Raw genomic sequence first — 18017 nt, 5'->3', positions numbered from 1 at the left:
CTAAGAGCAAACCACCCTTTTTAAGGGTGGTTCTGATTGGAGGAGAACGCATGCGGCCCGGTGGCACTCAGACAAAGCGCGGCGCCGCGGTGCGCATGCGACGCCGACTGGGCTTGGCGCCTCGGGCGTACGCGCTGCTGTCGTGCTCGCTGGTGCTGGTCATAGCTGGCGTTTCTGCCTATGGCATGACCGTGCCGTCCATGATACAGGCACATGCCGCACGCGAACCGCGCGTAGGGCATGAGGTCAAAAGTGACCTGGGCACCACGACTGGATATGCTTGGGCAAGTGTGGTCGCGCATATTGTGTTTGGCACTGACGACGCGGACGGCACCGAGGCCCCGGACAACGAAGTCACGCTTGCCAATGGCAAAACCATCGTGCTCACCAACACCAAGATCATCGATCGGTTGTCCAACAATAGCGTGGCGGCAACGGTGAATAAGGTCGAGCGGCAGAAGGAGCAGGACGCCCAGCAGTCCGGAAAGCCCGGTAGCTCGGATACTTCTGGCTCCGGCTCGGATTCGTCGAGTTTGGGCGGCGGCTCTGGGCCGGGTTCCTCTGCCGGAGGGTCTGGAAACGGCGGCTCGACGGGCGGCAACGCTGACAACGATGCAAACTCCGGTGGCCTTTCCGCTGCTGAGGAAGAGAGCATTCACAGTTGGCTTGTAACCAAGTACAACATGCTCGACGGCTATGTTTCTCGTGCCAATGACGTGGTCTCGACCTATAACTCTACGGGAGATCCCAGGCCGTGCGACAGCCTGGTCGGGGAGATGTTTGTCATTCGAGCCGAGTTCGGTCGTCAGACATTCTCGCCCCGGTCAAAGTGGTATCAGCAGTATGCCAATCTGTGGGGCTGTTACACCAACCTATGTCAATGGGTCGGCCATTACGGCGATGATGACGTCGCGCTCGGTAACTTCAACAATAACGTGGCGGCGCTTGCCCTATGATGACCGATCTTGCATCCACCACACCACAATCGCTCGGTCGCGATCCCATGGTCGGCCTGCGCCTGGCGCGTGTCGACGGGTTTGAGCCGGCCATTGCGCTCGGTCAGGGCGAACTGCCTGCCTATCTGCGTCGTTTTACGATGCTGTTTGCCGACGATGCCGCCATGCGCCGTGGCGGTATCGGCCGCGTGACGCGTGCCGTCAACGCCCAAGGCGAGGCCGTGGCACTCAAACAGCTCATCTTGCCGACGCGCGATGAGTTTGACGACGATGCCGCTCACGAGGCGCTGGCCGCCAAGTTCAAGGCGGCGTTTCGCGAGGAATACGAATGCCATCGCGCCCTTTCGGGCCTTAAGGGCTTTCCCCGCCTCTATGGCTGGGGCGAGGTCGACGGTGTGCCTGCAATTGTCATGGAATGGGTCGAGGGCGAGACGCTCGCCCGCTTGCGTTCGCGACTCGCCGTGGACGATGCCGGACGCCTGTCGCCGCTTGTGGCGGCGCGTCTGGGTCGCGACCTGTTCGATCTGCTCTGCCGTATGAGCCTGGTGGGCGAGGGCTTTGTCCATCGCGATATCTCGCCCGCTAATATTATGGTGCGTACGGCGCGTCTACCGCTTGACCGGCAGCTTGCCGAGGGCACCTTTGACCTGTGCCTGATCGACTTTGGCTCGTCGCTGGCGCTTGAGCCTGCGTCGGCCGTGGCCGGTACCGGCGGCAAGGCGTCGTTTACGGAGCGTTATGCCACGCTGCGTCGCGCGACGGTTGCCTATGCCCCGCCCGAGATGCTCACCGACGATATTCCCGACCTGCGCGCTTTGCGTATGTCGCCGGCGATTGACGTCTATGCCGCGGCAAGCACGGTTTACGAGCTCATTGCCGGCGTCGCGCCATACGAAGCCGCGCCGAGCACTTCGGGCACCTCGGGTTCGCGCAAAAAGACGCGCGACATCGCGAGCCCCTACCGTCTCAAGATGGACACGCGGCCCGACTATCCCATTGGTGCCCATGCGCCCGGTTGTGATTTGACGCAGCTGCTTCATCGCGAGCCCGATGTGGCGCTCGCCGCGGCCGAGCAGGCCCAGCAGCTGGGGCTTGAGCCGGATTCCGAGGAGCTACGCGATGCGCTGGCGTTTGTCGATGCCCAGCTGTTCGACGTGGTGATGGCCTGTCTGTCCAGCCATCAAAAAGATCGTCCCGAGCCGGCGGCGGTCGAGGCGGCGCTCTCGGCGTTTTGTGACCACTATGCGCAAAATGTCGGTCGTTCGCTCCGCGGCGAGCCGCTCACGCCGTGCCCCATGGATGCGTCCGGCCGCGCGGTTCGTCGCGCGCTGATGGTCGGCGCGGCGGTCTTCTGTGGCGTGGTTTGGGCTGCGGTCGTGGTTTCGGCCGCGCTGCTGGCGTCGGGCGCTCGCGTGACGGCGACTTTGGGATCGCTCGTGTGGTCTGGGTCGCTACCGGGTGTTATTGCCGCACTGGCGCTGGCGCTGCCAGGCATGGCCGGCGTTGCCGCGGGGGCACTTGCGCGCGATCGACGCTCGGGGTTCCTGCAGGGTGTGCTTGCGCTTTCTGCCTGCGAGGTTCCGGTACTGGTTGTGACTGCATGTAGCGTATTTTCCCAACGCGCCGTGATGGGCGGCCTTGTTGCCGCTTTGGTTGCAACCTATACGCTTACGTGGTTTTTGCTTGCGATGGGCTTTGCCTTTGAACTTCCTGTTTCGGCACCGCGACGCACAAAAGCCCAGATGGCGACTCCGCTTGCCGGTGGAGCCGCAGCTGCCCGTACTTTTGGCGGACCTGTCGAAGTATCGTCCGATTCTATTTCTACGACCAAGGAGGCCTAGGTCATGGCATCTCAAGTTGAGCTCACCCCATGCGGGGCCATGTTTGACATCTTTAAGCGCGCGGCGCATCTGAGCCATATCGAGCTGTGCGGCTTGGTGCTTTCGTCCCGTCCGCTCGCCGACGGCCGCAGCCCGCAGAGCCGAGCCGCCGATCGCTCTTGGGTTTCCCGCTTTATCGTTCGCGCGCCGGTCGGCACGCTTCAGCAGCGCTACTTTGCCGAATACGGTACCTCGGCTGCGCGTATTATGTCGCAACTGGCCCTGCGCCAGCGCAATCCCATGGACTCCACGGCTGTGATCAATATGGTGTGCGGTCCTGCAGGTGAACCGATGGTACGCGCGCTCGAAGAGTGTCACCAGGACACGAATCTCTATCGCAACGCGCTCGATCGCCTGTCCCAGGCGGCAGAACTCATGCCCGCCGAGCGCGCCGAGGCCGTGCTGGTGCTGTTTGTCGCCGTCGGTTGTTCGGCGGATGTGCGGTCCTCGGTGAACTATGCCATCGACTACGCGCACGCGACCTGTGGCGGAGGCACATCCACGCCTCGTTCGCTTGGCATGTCGATGACCGCGGGCGAACGCGAACCCGCCCCGGCGCACCCCTTGGGCTTGCTGCGCGTACAAAACAGTTTTGTCGTGAGCGCCCCGCGCTGGATTCAGCCGAGCGAGCAGGGTGTTGAGATTGGCGCGCTGGCCACTGGTGAGGGCGATATTACCGACGTCGGCGACGATGTCTCGGCCCGCCATGCTCATATCTGGTGCGATGCTCAAAATATCTGGCACGTCGAGGACTTGTCGTCCACCAACGGAACCGTGGTGGTAAACGGGGCCACGCGCGTCTGCATTCAGGTCGAGCCCGGCCGTTCCGCCCAACTCAATCCCGGCGACGAGCTCAAGCTCGGCGAATCCACTACCTACGCCATCCTCTTCGGTGCTCTCTAGCCGGCAGATAGGGACGTTTCTTTTCTGCCGGCACTTGGGGACACTCCTCGGCGCGCCAGAGCCAGTCGCCCGGGGATGGAGGGGCCATTTTGGCCCTTGGCGGTCAGTCGGGGCGAAACTAGAAGATCTTTCCGATTCGCGGCTGTTCATGCTTGTAGAGCATCTAAAACAATAGGATGTTATTCTGGAATATGCCGGGTGCGTGAACTTGCCTGTCTTAGCCTTAATAAGGTATAGGGGAGTTTGGCTCAGGGGTTCCGTCTTGTTCTTCAGCGCAGTATTGTGGGACAGATTTGCTGAGATTGGCGCCTTACACCGCAGAGCGCACGGAAGGCTCTCGATTTGTGTTCTGGCCCCAGAATACAGGGCCTGATACTTACCAACTGTGGCATGGATGTAACATCTGTAGAAATCAACCCTTTTGTTGTCGACCTTTGTAAGAAAAACACTGCCATCAACTCTTTGGATGACGAAACTAGGGTGCTTGAGGGGAGCCTTTACTCCCCTCTGAGAGATGACTCATGTTTTTCGCTTGTCGTTGTGAATCCTCCGTTACTGCCGATTCCGGATGAGATTCCTTATCCCTTCGTTTGAGATGGAGGACAATCGGGTCTGGATAAAACACTTCGTATTCTTAAGGGTGGCGATACGCATTTAGAGAAAAACGGTAAATACTGCTAATAGGGGTGACGACGATGGTGCAGGGGCGACCCGCGATGCTCTCATCAATACGTCGGATACTTGGGAAATCAGGTCTAGATGCATGTATGATGATGCTGTGTGGCTATTCAATTAATCCGCGTTCCGAATGGGTGCAGGGTATAGCTGCGACATCGTATGCTTTTGACCCGGCGCGATACTCAGATATTTCTGAGGCGGTTGACGAAGTTTATACGCACTATGCCGCGCAAGGCGTTTCGGAAGTTTGCACATCTACGTTACGGGCTTAGGTTTCTTCAAGCGAGCAGGCCGGTTGCGTTATTTCGAGCGATTTTTCTAGTCTAGACGACAAAAGGCAAAGGATTTGATGGGTATAAAACGCGGACGTTTGTGGGCGGATGCTCAAATCTATTGTGGCAATCGGGCGGTTGAAAAAGATATTTTAACCGCCCGATTGCCAGGTTCGTCGGAGGAGATGTCCGATTCCGACTCTCTTGTAGGAAGAGCTTGAGATCGTATTGGCCCAAGGCAATCTTAAAGCAGTCTCATTGGCAAATCTTCGCTCCTGTTGTGTTGAGGTGTAAGGTATCAGTGATTGATGTTTTGTGGCGGGTAGATTGGGGCCTTCCTTGATTCGATGCGTTCTCTCGAGGTTCATCAGAGCAAAAGGGGCTTTCGTCTTCATTGCTATCACGGTGATTGGAACCGCTCTCTCCTATGCCATGCCATACGTGAACGGGAAATTCTTAGATTTTCTTCTCGGTAACCGCAGCGAAAGAGACGCCGTACTCTTCGCGCTCCTGGTTGCGTCAATAGGAGTTTTCTCCACCCTCTTTACTTATTTTGCAGGAACACTTTCCATTCGCATAACCACGAGACTTTCCTTTGATCTTCTCAGGGAGGCCGTCTTGCGTTTTGAAAGAGACGATTACTTGGTGAGTCGGACCATCGATCCAGCCTATACAACGCAACGGATTATTTCCGACTCCAGCGTGGTCTCATCCTTCGTTTTGGCGAATTTTATCAGTGCGCCGCTGTCCATTGTAGCCATTCCCATCGTATTGCTTATCATATGGTCAATTGATTCAACTCTCGCGGTGTTTTCCATCATTCTCCTCATCGTGTATTTCTGTGTAATTACTGGGTTGAGGAAACTTTTGTATAGGGTCACGTATGAGAAGAAAGAGGCGGACAGCGCCTTTTACGCCGCAATTGCATCGCAGCTTAATCAGATTCTCAACATTCAACTGACATCTTCGTACGGCAAGAGCGAACAAGCGCTCGACGCTGGGTTTAAGAGCTATTTTCCCAAAGTTTTGCGCTCCGGAAAGCTATCATATTCTCTGACATCGCTCGATGGTCTTTTCGCAGCGTTGTTTCAAGCGGTGATACTTGTTGTTTCCGGAGTACGAATCATTAACGGAACTATGTCAATAGGCGAGTACACTATCATCGGTACATACTTCGCGGTTCTCTTTAAGACTTTGAAAAGTATGATGTCATTGTTCAAATCCTATCAAGATGCCAAAGCATCATGGGATAGGACGGCTATCGCGACGAGAGAAAAGGAGAGATCGGGGTGGAATCGGACCGATTTAGCTAAACTCGATGAAATAAATGACATTTCGGTATCTGATTTGGAATTCTCGGTTGCCCTTCCAGACGGATCTGTCCGAGAGGTCCTCGGCGGGTTTTCTTTCAAGTTTTCCGGTCCTGGTACATATTGCATAGTTGGGGAAAACGGAAGAGGCAAGACGTCACTTCTTTACTTGATGCTCGGGCTATACTCATCGAAAGGCAAAGTAAAATACAACGGCGTGCCAATCGAAGAATGCGACTTGGATTACATACGTGCGAGAGAGATATCGTGCTGCCCACAGTCGTGCTTCGCGCCGGACGAAACGGTGAAAGAGCTGTTAGAGTATTTCGACACGCCCTTTTCTTCCTATCACCGGGGTGTAGATGGCCTACTTTCGCTGGAAAACAGCGTGAAGGAGTTGCTCGGGAAACGTTGCTCCGCGCTTTCGGGCGGTGAGCTGCGCCGAGTGTACTTATGGTCGGCGATTTCACGCAAGTCGTCAGTTTTGGTACTCGACGAGCCCACGACTGGGTTAGACGCTGTAAGCCGCGCCGAGCTTGCGGCCTATGTTAAGCGCAACAAGCAAAGCCAGCTGATCATCGTTGTCTCTCACGATGACGAGATGGTCGGCGCGGTAGAAGGGGTAGTGGATTTAGGCAGCATGTACCAGGGTAAATGATGACAAGTGTAGTGCTACCCAACTGGCAGAGATAACAAAAAGGCGATGCAGATGCACGTAGCATTCAGGCGGTTCGGACTCGGTGCCTTCACGCCATCGCAACGCTTTCAGATATAGTTCTCGTTCTCTTACTAAAGGAAACTTTAGTCTACGTCATCTTGTCGAGACAGAGGTGAAGCGAAGTGTTGTCGCGACGTATCTTATTCCAGGTGGCTCAGTATCAGCGTGAGAATCGCACCAAAGTGTACTTACGATTCTCGTGTCCCACGGACAACATGAGCTGAGCATTGAGGTTCCACCCTTTGCTGCAACTACACGGGGTTGGACGGCAATGAATATGCCGGGCCGCATACCACGCGCAGCGGGGGTCCATGTCCCAGTATGTTGCCTACAGCAGCCTCGATGTCCACGCACACATCATCTCTGCCTTCGCGTTCAATCCATTTGCCGGAGAGTGCGAGGGTTGCCAGGCCGTAGAATTCGAGCCGAACAAATGAAATGCGGTATCAGCGCATAGGATTAAACTGACGATTGCTTTGCACTGAGAATACGCTTGGAAAGCCGCTATGGGTGGCGGCCCGGGTTAAATAGAGAAGCCCGTCCGATCACTTTCATGTGGCGAACGGTCGGGCTTCTTATTCCACTTGCCAATGCTCGGCTCATATTGGAAGAAAGCTACGCTAATGTTTGCGTGACACTCCTATTTTCTCCGAAGAAAGAGTCGGATAATGAAGAATAGAATTAAAAAAGGTGCCAGATATAACGCAAGTATAAAGGCTAATCCAACGAGACCTTGCAATAATGGCATAACTCCTCCCAGACACGAGATTTTGGTATTTGTTCCCATCTTATTCTGAATTGGACCAAATAGTTCCTAGCCACAAAACTACTCGTCAACTGGATCGCACCAATCTGCTGGCAAAACACAGCTTGATTCTTTATCGACATAGCACCAATCCGCAACAGGGCACTCGGCGATGTCGTAAAAATTGCATATATCAACTCCAAGACAACAAGGCTCAACGGGAGGATGTTCATTTGAACCAACAGGATGGATATGCTTCATAACAGCTCCTCACCTTAATCCAATTAGAGACTACGTTTGATCAATGCCACAGTGATCTACAACGCAGATGCTGCCGCCATCCATGTCATAGTCGCAGTAATCGTATGCACCACAGCCATCTGCTTTATCATAAACAGTACAGATGTCAGTAATGCCCAAGAGGCAGTCAAAAGACATCGGCTTCACGCCTGCCTCGTCGCCACTTCCTGGATTAATCGGATGAATATGCTTCACGACTACCTCCCTTTGAGTGCAGAAAAACCTCAATATTGTGTATAACAAACCAAGATGTCTAGTTCACCATATTTCTAGAATGGTTTCGGCGAACGTAGCAATAAGCTTCGCAGACGGTAATCAGAAGAACGAACACCTCCACAATGGTGACAGCAATGCGCTGAACCGCTTATTCCGATACAGTAGCTTCTCGTTGATTTTTCTCCTGCGAAGATGAGTGGCGGGAAATAAGGTCAAAAGCCATCTCGTAGCACATTTTTCTATATTCACATGATGCAGGGTGTAGACTCTTGGGCAAGTAGCCGTGCTCGTCTGCAGCCTCCCAGCTACAGCCCCCACCACAGAAAGACCGAGCCCAACAGTCCGTACAGTCAATTCTTTTTTCGACACCCTGACTCCAGTTTTCAATATACCTAGTTTCGTCAATTCCGGTGACGATGTTGCCCATTTTGAATCGCATCATCCCGACAAACCTGTGACAGGGGTATACGTCCCCTTCGGGAGTCACGGAAATAAAACGCCTGCCAGCCCCGCATCCGACAAAGGCGATCCTGTTGCTCATAATCAAATCAACTGCAGTTTTCAATGTTCTAAACAAGGGCTTTTCCCCTTGATCAATCTGTTTGAGATATTGATCCGCCAAATCTATTAGGCCCGCCCTGATTTTGTTTAATGAGTGTTCGTCGAGTTTGATATTCTCATCGAATGAGCTCACGGGCGAGAAGTAAATCCTTCTGAAGCCCATCTCTTTAAACTGAAGATAGTCTTCAACAAGGTTACAGTTATTATTTGTTAAGGTCGCTCTTGCGCCGAAGGGGAACGACTCGGAAAAACGACGAACGTTTTTGTCGATATCGGAGAAAGAGCCGCCTCCCGTCTTGTACGGGCGCGATGCATCGTGCTTGCATCCTGTACCATCGAGACTAATCAGAACAGAAAACCCGTGCTCCTTGAAAGAATTCACAGCAGTGTCATTCAAAAGCGTTCCGTTGGTCGTAATAGAATAGGTAAAGTTTCTATTGGGGTATATTCTTTTTGAATAGTCGACCGTTTTCCATATCAGCGGCTCGTTAATCATGGGTTCCCCACCAAAAAAGACGATCGCAAGCGTTTCGTTTTCCGATGAACTTGCGACGAGGTAGTCGACCGCCTTGAAGGCTATCTCGTCTGTCATCAGCAGAGGAGACGTTCCATAATCTCCTTTACCGGCAAAACAGTAACTACAACCAAGGTTGCATGCATGTGAAACGTGGAGTTCGATGGATCTAAGTTTTCGAGGCGTGTCTTTTGTTAAGAAAGTCCGCTCAGACAATCGTTGATACTCATCAATGTCGTCTTCAAGTTCTGCTATGGTCGTTTGGTCGTAGCCTTTCGCAGCAAGTGACTTTGTTAGCAACTTCGAGTTGACCGTTCTTCCCGATGCTTCAAATATGCGAAGCGCATCTTCTGATGCTTGGTCAACCTGAAAGCAATTGCGAGTGACCTCATCGAAGCAGTAACGACGATCACTTACTGAGAAAAAATGCATACGTTCCTCAATTTCATGCTGGACTGGCACTAACCTTGTCTATTGTTGCGCAGCTATAAAAAACCACCAGCGGGGATTCGGTGTGCGGCCCAATCGGACTCCCAAAAGGTTCTATTTGAGACTGGCAAGCTTTGTGTTGTTGGCACTTCGACAGCGCTCTTTATTCCAACATGGAGCCTCGCAGTTTGAGTCGACTTGCCTCTGGAAGGTCCGATCTTAACTTGATTTAGGATGAAAACAGATTACAGGCGCGCTCCTCTAGAAAGAAAGGAAACCAATCGCCGCCTTTCACCAGGAAAGTTTTTATAGCCCACCTCGAGCAAAATGAAAGATGCGAGAGCGATTGGGGAACAACGCGAATCTCCCCTTTTGGGTGGGAGCGAGCCTTCAGCCACCGGCGAACGACTCGCCCTGGTCAGAATCTGGAAGTGGTGCCGGGCCGCTTGGGCCTCCCCGGTGACTTCGTGGGGCTTACCTGCCTGACGTCGAGGAGTACATCCGCAAGATTCGTTCCCTATGCCGTTTGCTCTCACGCCCGCCTTAGTTCCAAGTCGGGCGAGCCGCCGCGCTCATGCGACCCGTGGCGGCGACACGTCGACGCCGCGCTCGCTGAGCACATCTTCGGTCGCGGGCGAGCACGAGGTCGCGCCGGCGCATCCGCTGGGACTGCTGTGCGTGCAAAACGGCTACGTGGTGAGCGCTCCGCGCTGGATTCAACCGAGCGAGGAGGGCGTCGAGATCGGCGCGCTGGCCACGGGGGAGGGCGACATCACCGACGTCGGCGACGATGTCTCGGCTCGCCATGCCCATATCTGGTGCGATGCTCAAAATGCCTGGCACGTCGAGGACCTGTCGTCAACCAACGGCACAGTGGTAGTAAACGGGGCCACGAGCGTCTGCACCCAGGTGGAGCTCGGCCGCTCCGCCCAGCTCAATCCCGGCGACGAACTCAAACTCGGCGAATCCACCACCTACGCCATCCTCCTCGGCGCCCTCTAGCCGGCAGACAGGGACGTTCCTTTTCTGCCGGCACCCCGGGACACTCCTTGGCACGCCGGGGCTGATCGCCTGGGGACGAAGGAATCATTTTGACCCTTGGCGGTCACCCGAGGTAAACCTTTACCGCCCACCTATATTTGCCGAAATATGGCTTGGCGGCGGGGTACAATAAACCCGCATGCGGATTTCCGTTGCGGGCGCTTCCCATCGCCGGGGCGTGCCCGGGAGCATCCGGTATGCGGCCTTTGCGGCGCCCGGTCATGTGCAAGACGGGCAGCTGGGCCTGTGGAGTGCGTGCAGCCCTCCTCGCCTCGGCATGCCTTCTCTCCACGCCATGTACCTGCTGCTCAGTCTGCCTGCCAGATGATTGGAAGCAACAGCGAAAATCCCATCACGCCAATATCCCGGCGATCGCCGGGGCCTGTATACCTATATGAGAGGAGAGGGGTATATGGCGCGTAAGTTTAAGTCTATGGACGGCAACGAGGCGGCCGCATATGTTTCGTATGCGTACACCGAGGTAGCGGGAATCTATCCCATTACGCCGTCCAGCCCGATGGCCGACCATGTCGACCAGTGGGCGGCCCAGGGTCGCAAGAACATCTTCGGCACCCCGGTCAAGGTCGTCGAGATGGAGTCCGAGGCGGGTGCAGCTGGTACTGTTCACGGTTCGCTGGGCGCCGGTGCTCTGACCACCACCTACACGGCTTCTCAGGGCCTGCTCCTGATGATCCCGAACATGTACAAGATCGCGGGCGAGCAGCTCCCGGGCGTCTTCCACGTCTCCGCGCGTTGCGTCGCTTCCCACGCCCTGAACATCTTTGGCGATCACTCCGACGTCATGGCTTGTCGTCAGACCGGCTTCGCCATGCTCGCCGAGGGCAACGTCCAGGAGGTCATGGACCTCTCGCCGGTGGCTCACCTTGCCGCCATCGAGGGCAAGACCCCGTTCCTTAACTTCTTCGACGGCTTCCGCACCAGCCACGAGATCCAGAAGGTCGCCATGTGGGACTACAAGGATCTGGCCGAGATGTGCGACATGGACGCCGTCCAGGCTTTCCGCGATCACGCGCTCAACCCTGAGCACCCGCACACCCGCGGTAGCCACGAGAACGGCGATATCTTCTTCCAGAACCGTGAGGCCTGCAACAAGGTCTACGACGAGCTTCCCGCCGTCGTCGAGGGCTACATGAAGAAGATCAACGAGAAGCTCGGCACCGATTACGGCCTGTTCAACTACTACGGCGCTCCCGATGCCGATCGCGTCGTCGTGTGCATGGGCTCCTTCTGCGACGTGCTTGAGGAAGTCATCGACTACCTCAACGCTCACGGCGAGAAGGTCGGCCTGGTCAAGGTTCGTCTGTTCCGTCCGTTCTCCATCAAGCACTTCGTCGACGTTCTCCCCGAGACCGTCCAGAAGATCGCCGTCATGGACCGTACCAAGGAGCCGGGTTCCATCGGCGAGCCGCTCTACCAGGACGTCGTCTCCGCTCTCTACGAGGCCGGCAAGACGGGCATCAAGGTCGTCGGCGGCCGTTATGGCCTGGGCAGCAAGGACACGCCTCCCGCGTCCGCCTTTGCTGTCTTCGAGGAGCTCAAGAAGGACGAGCCCAAGCGCGAGTTCACCATCGGCATTGTCGATGACGTGACCAACCTGAGCCTGCCCGAGGCCGAGGATGCGCCCAACACCGCAGCCCCTGGCACCATCGAGTGCAAGTTCTGGGGTCTGGGTGGCGACGGTACCGTCGGCGCCAACAAGAACTCGATCAAGATCATCGGCGACCACACCGACAAGTACGTCCAGGCCTACTTCCAGTACGACTCCAAGAAGACCGGCGGCGTCACCGTCTCGCATCTGCGCTTTGGTGATTCCCCGATTCGTTCGCCGTACTACGTGACCAAGGCCGATTTTGTCGCCTGCCATAACCCCAGCTACATCGTTAAGGGCTTCAAGATGGTCCGCGACGTCAAGCCGGGCGGCACCTTCCTGGTCAACTGCCAGTGGAGCGACGAGGAGTTCGCCGAGCACATGCCCGCCGTGGCCAAGCGCTACATCGCGAACAACAACGTCAACGTCTACCTGATCGACGCTATCGACCTGGCGGCCAAGGTCGGCATGGGCAAGCGCACCAACACGGTGCTCCAGTCCGCCTTCTTCGCGTTGGCCAAGGTCCTGCCCGCCGAGGATGCCCTGCAGTACATGAAGGACGCGGCTACCAAGTCCTACATGAAGAAGGGCCAGGCTATCGTCGACGCCAACCACAAGGCCATCGATGCCGGCGCTACCGCCTTCCGTAAGTTCGAGGTTCCGGCCGACTGGGCTACTGCCGAGGATGCCGCCCCCGCCGAGCTCTCCGAGGAGACCAAGTCCGCTATCGCCCAGCAGGTCAAGAACCTGCTCGAGCCCATCGATCGCATGGACGGCGACAGCCTGCCTGTTTCCGCCTTCGTCGATTGCGCCGACGGCCAGTTTGAGCTGGGCGCCTCCGCATACGAGAAGCGCGGCGTCGCCGTGGTCGTTCCCCACTGGGACGAGACCAAGTGCATCCAGTGCAACCAGTGCGCCTACGTGTGCCCGCATGCCACCATCCGTCCGTTCGCGATGACCGAGGACGAGGCCGCCGCCGCGCCCGAGGCTACCCGCACGCTCGACGCCATGGGCCCCAAGGCCAAGGGCATGAAGTTCACCATGGCTGTGTCCCCGCTCGACTGCATGGGTTGCACCAACTGCGTCAAGGTCTGCCCCAAGGGCGCCCTCGAGATGGTTCCCACCGAGCAGGAGATGGACCAGCAGCCCGTTTGGGACTACATGGTCGAGAACGTCTCCGAGAAGAAGGAGCTCATCGCGGCCAACGTCAAGGGCAGCCAGTTTAAGCAGCCCTACCTGGAGTTCTCTGGTTCCTGCGCCGGTTGCGCCGAGACCGCCTATGCACGTCTGGTGACCCAGGTCGCCGGCGACCGCATGTTCATTTCCAACGCCACCGGCTGCTCCTCCATTTGGGGTAACCCCGCTGCCACCGCTCCTTACTGCAAGGACAAGGACGGTCACGGCCCGGCGTGGAACAACTCCCTGTTCGAGGACAATGCCGAGCACGGTCTGGGCATGGCCGTTGGCTATGAGGCCGTTCAGCACAAGCTGATCGCCGCTACCCAGGACATCATCGCTGCCGATGGTCCGTCCGATGAGCTCAAGGCCGCCGGTCAGGCTTGGATCGACTCCGTCAACGACGCCGAGGCCTCCAAGACTGCTGCCGCTGCCTACGTTGCCGAGCTCGAGAAGTGCGGCTGCGACGCTTCCAAGGCAATCCTCGCCGACAAGGCTTACCTCACCAAGAAGTCCTTCTGGATCTTCGGCGGCGACGGCTGGGCCTACGACATCGGCTTCGGTGGCCTGGACCACGTCCTGGCTTCCGGCCACAACGTCAACGTCTTCGTCTTCGACACCGAGGTCTATTCCAACACCGGCGGTCAGGCCTCCAAGGCCTCGAACCTGGGCCAGGTCGCTCAGTTCGCCGCTGCCGGTAAGGTGACCAAGAAGAAGTCTCTGGCCGAGATCGCCATGAGCTACGGCTACGTCTACGTGGCACAGGTTGCCATGGGCGCCAACCCGGCTCAGACCCTCAAGGCCATTCACGAGGCCGAGGCCTACGACGGCCCGTCCCTCATCATCGGCTACAGTCCCTGCGAGATGCACTCCATCAAGAAGGGCGGCATGCAGAACTGCCAGGCCGAGATGAAGAAGGCTGTCGAGTGCGGTTACTGGAACCTCTTCCGCTTCAACCCCGAGGCTGCTGCCGGCAAGAAGTTCTCGCTCGATTCCAAGGAGCCCGCGGGCGGTTATCAGGAGTTCCTGATGAACGAGGCCCGTTACGCTTCGCTGACGCGTTCCTTCCCCGAGCGCGCCGAGGAGCTCTTCAAGGAGAACGAGCAGGCCGCTATGGACCGCTATCAGCACCTGCTGAAGCTCAAAACGGTGTACAACGAGGCTTAAGTCTCCCACCGCAGGATCTGAGGGCTGACCTTCGCGGACGTCCTCGGACATGAAAGAACCCCCGCTGCGCACTACGTGCGGCGGGGGTTCTTTCGTCCTGCGGAGTGTCCGCGAAGGTCAGCCCTCAGATCCTGCTACGACTACGTCCTCAGATTGTGTGGGCTGATGAAGGACGTGGTTGGTGGGGTGCCTTGTCCCGGTCGCTGTTTCGCGGCTTTGGGCATAGAGGGGGACCTAGTTGCGGACCCAGATGGCCTAGAGGGATATGGGTGCAAACGAGAAATCGTTGTTGGGGTCGTCCTTTTCCATAAACTCATCGAGGCAGAATGTCATATAGATTGGAACGTACAGAACCTTGCCCTCTTTGCTGAGGTTCTCGTGGCTTAGCACAACGGCCTCGGGGATTTTGTACTCGCTCACGCTCATCAGACGGTCGAGGGCCGCATGGGCTCGAACCTTCTTGCCCGATTTGACCTCGATTGGGACAACGTGCCCGCGAGTGCCTTCAATCACAAAGTCAACTTCGCCGACCTCGCGTGTCTGGTAGTACCATGCATCAGTTCCAAGGGCGACAAGCTCCTGCGCGACCACGTTCTCATAGAGACCGCCGAGGTTGGGGGTTTTCATATCAAGGTAGACAGCGCGTGCCGTGCTGCCGGGATACCGTGATGCGAGCATGCCTGTATCAGACTCGTATAGTTTAAAGGCGGTCGCCTTCTCTGTCCTCTTAAGAGGACTTCGGGCCTCCGTCACCTGGGCGACCATCAAACCGACGCCCGCGTTCACCAGCCATAGGAAATCCTGCTCGTATTTTTGAAGGCGAGCCCCCTCGCCCAGGGATGAAACAACAAAGCGATGGGACTCCGCCTCAAGCTGCACGGGAATTTGTTCGAAAATCGCGCGAACGTTAAACGCTCGAGTCGATGCATATTTAGAGATATCACTTTTGTACTGATCGACCAGCTGAATTTGAAGCTCACGCGTCCTCACGAGTGAATAACCCGAATCGATATAGTTCTGTACGACCTCCGGCATGCCGCCGCAAACGATATAAGCTCTAAAGTTTTTGAGCATCGCCTCATGAATATAGTTTTCGACGGGACGCCTCTCGACAAGGCAGCTGCGGATGTCTGCAAGCACATTCTCGCTGATGCTGTTTGCCCAACAAAACTCTTCAAAATCCATTGGCCGCATAACAATGTGCTCGACATACCCCACCGGGAAAGAAGAGATCCCCTTAAACTCAGTCCCAAGCATAGACCCCGAGAAGACATAGCTAAAGCGCCCGTCCTCGACCAACGCCTTCATGAGCGTGACGATCTGCGGATACTCCTGTATTTCATCGACAAAGATAAGCGTATCTCCCTCAACAAGCGGTGCATCCGCAAGAAGGGCCACGCGGTTGATAAAGTCAACGGCGTTCTTAGCGCCAATGAGCACATCTCTTGCCTCGGCATCGAGCAGCAAATTGGCCTCAAAATACGACGCGTAGTTGTCTTTACCAAACGCGCGAATCGCATAGCTCTTGCCAATCTGACGCGCACCGGTAACAAGCAACGCTTTATCGGAGTCGTTCTTCCAGCTCAAAAGCCTGTCAGTGACCTTACGGCGTAGCATTAAAACACCTCATTGACAAAAATTGGCAAATAGATTTGCCCATAATCATACAAAAATTGGCAAATAGATTTGACCCAAATCGTACAAAAATTGGCAGATAGCAAAGATTCGCTTAGGTCTCAAAGCCAGCGAGCCAGCACGGTGCTTTGCGAAAAGGCTGGCGGCGCCGTTGTTGAGGGTGGCCAGGTTGGCAGTGGCGCCGTTAGCGTTCTCGGCTGCTTGGGTGGGCAGGAGCGAAAGTGCGTCAGCGGCGTTCATGCAATACCCGACGGTAAAGTTCTATACTGCAAACTCACAGTCGCTTGCCGCAAAGTGAAGCGCGTTCGGCTATCCCTTTTGTTGGATGAAAAGCCCCGTGTTATTGCAAGGGTGCATACTTGTCTTGCAAGTGCATAGAATCTCGTATAGTGCGAGTAAATAATTGCAGTGTCCGTTATGTGTTTAGCAAAGATATAGTTTGCATAATCCAGCCTAATCTCTGCTCTAATTAAATAAAGTCGCACGTAGATGACGTAAACATGTGTGAGCTGGGCTTCTTTACGCTGAGCGGGTAAAAACGACCGTTCACCGTTAAACTATTTTCAAAATGAATAAAATGAGCGATAAAGAGAATATAAACCTTAATAAACTCGCGTATTGCACGGACGCGGGTTATTAATGGGTTGTAGGCCTTTTACAGAAAGGATTCCAGCAATGTCTAAGCCTCTTGGCAAGCCCGATCGTATTGTCGTCGCCCTCGGCGGCAACGCCCTCGGCAACAACCCCGTCGAGCAGATCCAGGCCGTGAGCAACACCGCCCACGCTCTCCTTGGTCTTATCGAGCAGGGTAACGAGATCATCATCACCCACGGCAACGGCCCGCAGGTCGGCATGATCCAGAACGCCTTCGCCGCTGCCCACGACGCCATCGGCACCCCCGAGATGCCGCTGCCCGAGTGCGGCGCCATGTCCCAGGGCTACATTGGCTACCACCTGCAGCAGGGCATCGGCCGCGAGATGCACAAGCGCTATAAGCGTTGGCACGCCGCCACCGTCGTCACCCAGATCGAGTGCGACCCGGACGATCCCGCGTTCAAGAACCCGACCAAGCCGATCGGCCCCTTCTACACCGAGGAGCAGGCCAAGGAGTTCATGGCCGAGGATCCTTCCAAGGTCTTCGTCGAGGATTCCGGCCGCGGCTGGCGTCGCGTCGTCGCTTCCCCTGATCCCAAGAAGATCGTCGAGGCTGACTCCATCCTCAACCTGCTCGACAACGAGTTCATCGTCATCGCCTGCGGTGGCGGCGGCATCCCCGTCGTCCGCGACTACGAGAACAAGGGCTGCTACAAGGGCGTTCCCGCCGTCATCGACAAGGACCTGGGCGGCGAGCTGCTGGCCGAGGACTGCGACGCCGACGTCCTGTTCCTGCTGACCGCCGTTGAGCATGTCGCCATCAACTTTGGCAAGCCCAACCAGGAGGAGCTCGAGGACATCACCGCCGACGAGGCCGAGCGCCTGGCCGACGAGGGCCAGTTCGGCAAGGGTTCCATGGAGCCCAAGGTCCGCGCCGCCATCAAGTTCGCCCGCTCCCGCAAGGGCCGCACCTGCATCATCGGCGCCCTGGACAAGGCCGCCGAGACCATGGCCGGTCTCTCCGGTACCCGCATCCACGAGTAGCCTCTACTCTGTTGCCTCTCTCGTGGGCGCCAGGCAAGACGCCCACAAACTAGCCTCTCTTCATGAGCCCCGCAGTCCGCTCCGGCTGCGGGGCTTTTGCTATTCACCTAGTCATTGGGGACAAACCCGGCACTTGGGGACGGTCCTTTCCTGCCGGCAGCTTGGGACAGTCCTTAATAGTCATTGGGGACGTTCTTAAACGACTAGTCAAACAAGAACGTCCCCAATGACTACTCATTTAAGTCTGTCCCCAATGACTGCACAATGGC

At 56.4% G+C, this 18017-nt stretch carries 11 protein-coding genes and 1 pseudogene; 8 read left to right on the top strand and 4 right to left on the bottom strand.

From position 1 onward, the window contains the following. The first annotated feature begins 50 nt into the window (after nucleotides 1–50). The 5 genes and pseudogenes from DW821_RS06900 to DW821_RS06880 all read left to right on the top strand — a co-directional run bounded on the left by DW821_RS06900 (nucleotide 51) and on the right by DW821_RS06880 (nucleotide 6657). Nucleotides 51–956, top strand: coding sequence for a hypothetical protein (locus tag DW821_RS06900; RefSeq protein ID WP_118066215.1), 906 nt, complete (start codon nucleotides 51–53; stop codon nucleotides 954–956). Further along, entirely contained in the window at nucleotides 953–2797 is a 1845-nt protein-coding gene (locus DW821_RS06895; protein ID WP_118066213.1) for a hypothetical protein, read from the top strand. The genes DW821_RS06900 and DW821_RS06895 overlap by 4 nt, the downstream gene beginning before the upstream one ends. Nucleotides 2798–2800: 3 nt before the next feature. Beyond that, nucleotides 2801–3739, top strand: a complete 939-nt coding sequence (locus tag DW821_RS06890) for an FHA domain-containing protein (protein ID WP_022094220.1) — start codon at nucleotides 2801–2803, stop codon at nucleotides 3737–3739. A gap of 327 nt (nucleotides 3740–4066) precedes the next feature. Next, nucleotides 4067–4333 (top strand): annotated as a pseudogene (locus DW821_RS10440) (methyltransferase); the annotation flags it as partial. Between the two features lie 695 nt (nucleotides 4334–5028). Further along, the gene (locus tag DW821_RS06880; RefSeq protein WP_117564924.1) at nucleotides 5029–6657 is read left to right on the top strand and encodes an ABC transporter ATP-binding protein; all 1629 of its coding nucleotides are present in this window, start codon (nucleotides 5029–5031) and stop codon (nucleotides 6655–6657) included. A gap of 886 nt (nucleotides 6658–7543) precedes the next feature. Here DW821_RS06880 and DW821_RS10130 read toward each other — a convergent pair. From DW821_RS10130 to DW821_RS06870, 3 genes are all read right to left on the bottom strand, one after another. Then, nucleotides 7544–7723 (bottom strand): hypothetical protein, encoded by a 180-nt coding sequence (locus DW821_RS10130; RefSeq protein ID WP_147324165.1) that lies wholly within the window; start codon nucleotides 7721–7723, stop codon nucleotides 7544–7546. Between the two features lie 30 nt (nucleotides 7724–7753). After that, nucleotides 7754–7957: a hypothetical protein gene (locus tag DW821_RS10125; protein ID WP_124785779.1), complete on the bottom strand. Its 204-nt coding sequence runs from the start codon at nucleotides 7955–7957 to the stop codon at nucleotides 7754–7756. A 169-nt stretch (nucleotides 7958–8126) separates the two neighbouring features. Beyond that, complete coding sequence (locus DW821_RS06870; RefSeq protein ID WP_082421808.1) at nucleotides 8127–9485, bottom strand: radical SAM/SPASM domain-containing protein; 1359 nt, start codon at nucleotides 9483–9485, stop codon at nucleotides 8127–8129. Nucleotides 9486–10001: 516 nt separating this feature from the next. Between DW821_RS06870 and DW821_RS06865 the strand changes: the two genes are divergently transcribed. Further along, nucleotides 10002–10484, top strand: coding sequence for an FHA domain-containing protein (locus DW821_RS06865; RefSeq protein ID WP_118066211.1), 483 nt, complete (start codon nucleotides 10002–10004; stop codon nucleotides 10482–10484). Between the two features lie 451 nt (nucleotides 10485–10935). Then, the gene (gene nifJ / locus DW821_RS06860) at nucleotides 10936–14475 is read left to right on the top strand and encodes a pyruvate:ferredoxin (flavodoxin) oxidoreductase (RefSeq protein ID WP_118066209.1); all 3540 of its coding nucleotides are present in this window, start codon (nucleotides 10936–10938) and stop codon (nucleotides 14473–14475) included. Between the two features lie 255 nt (nucleotides 14476–14730). On the opposite strand, the gene DW821_RS06855 is transcribed toward nifJ, so the two are convergent. Then, a complete protein-coding gene (locus tag DW821_RS06855) occupies nucleotides 14731–16092 on the bottom strand; it encodes an ATP-binding protein (protein WP_118066207.1) in 1362 nt (453 codons plus the stop codon). Nucleotides 16093–16785: 693 nt separating this feature from the next. Between DW821_RS06855 and arcC the strand changes: the two genes are divergently transcribed. Next, complete coding sequence (gene arcC / locus DW821_RS06845; RefSeq protein ID WP_117716147.1) at nucleotides 16786–17748, top strand: carbamate kinase; 963 nt, start codon at nucleotides 16786–16788, stop codon at nucleotides 17746–17748. Nucleotides 17749–18017 lie beyond the last annotated feature (269 nt).

It is taken from the genome of Collinsella sp. AM33-4BH, assembly GCF_003469205.1.
Lineage (GTDB): Bacteria > Actinomycetota > Coriobacteriia > Coriobacteriales > Coriobacteriaceae > Collinsella.
This window is presented reverse-complemented; position numbering and strand designations above follow the sequence as displayed.